This window comes from Gordonia sp. UBA7599 (assembly GCA_002477755.1).
Classification (GTDB): Bacteria; Actinomycetota; Actinomycetes; order Mycobacteriales; family Mycobacteriaceae; genus Gordonia.
The window spans coordinates 23,066-23,439 of record DLKD01000074.1 but is presented as its reverse complement, the minus strand read 5'-3'; the positions used below and the strand labels follow the sequence as shown (position 1 = coordinate 23,439).

Genomic DNA, 374 nt, shown 5'->3' with positions numbered 1-374 from the left:
CGCCGAACCGCAACGGCGCCGAGCAGCGCCACCGAGATTGCGGCCACGAGTGCGGCGATGGCGCGTCGCCGGAGCCGCCCGGATCCCGGCACCGCGCCGGTTGGTGTGAAGGACATGGTCCTACCTTGCCAAAACTCTGCGGCGCGGGCCAAACTCGGTGGCCCTCGCCCCGCCGTCCGTCCGGAAGTGGTTGGATGGCGGAGTGACGAATACAGCGATCATCCACACCAATCGCGGCGACATCGCCGTGACCCTCTTCCCGAATCACGCGCCGAAGACCGTCGCGAACTTCACAGGACTTGCCGACGGCTCCAAGGAGTACAGCACCGCCAACGCCGGCGGTACCGACTCCGGACCGTTCTACGACGGTTCGG

1 protein-coding gene is annotated in these 374 nt (G+C 67.6%); it reads left to right on the top strand.

Features of this window, described 5'->3' with window-relative positions; translation table 11 throughout:
- Positions 1–202: 202 nt before the first annotated feature.
- On the top strand, positions 203–374 hold a 172-nt coding region (locus B4L26_RS09375; protein ID WP_290718297.1), incomplete at its 3' end, for a peptidylprolyl isomerase.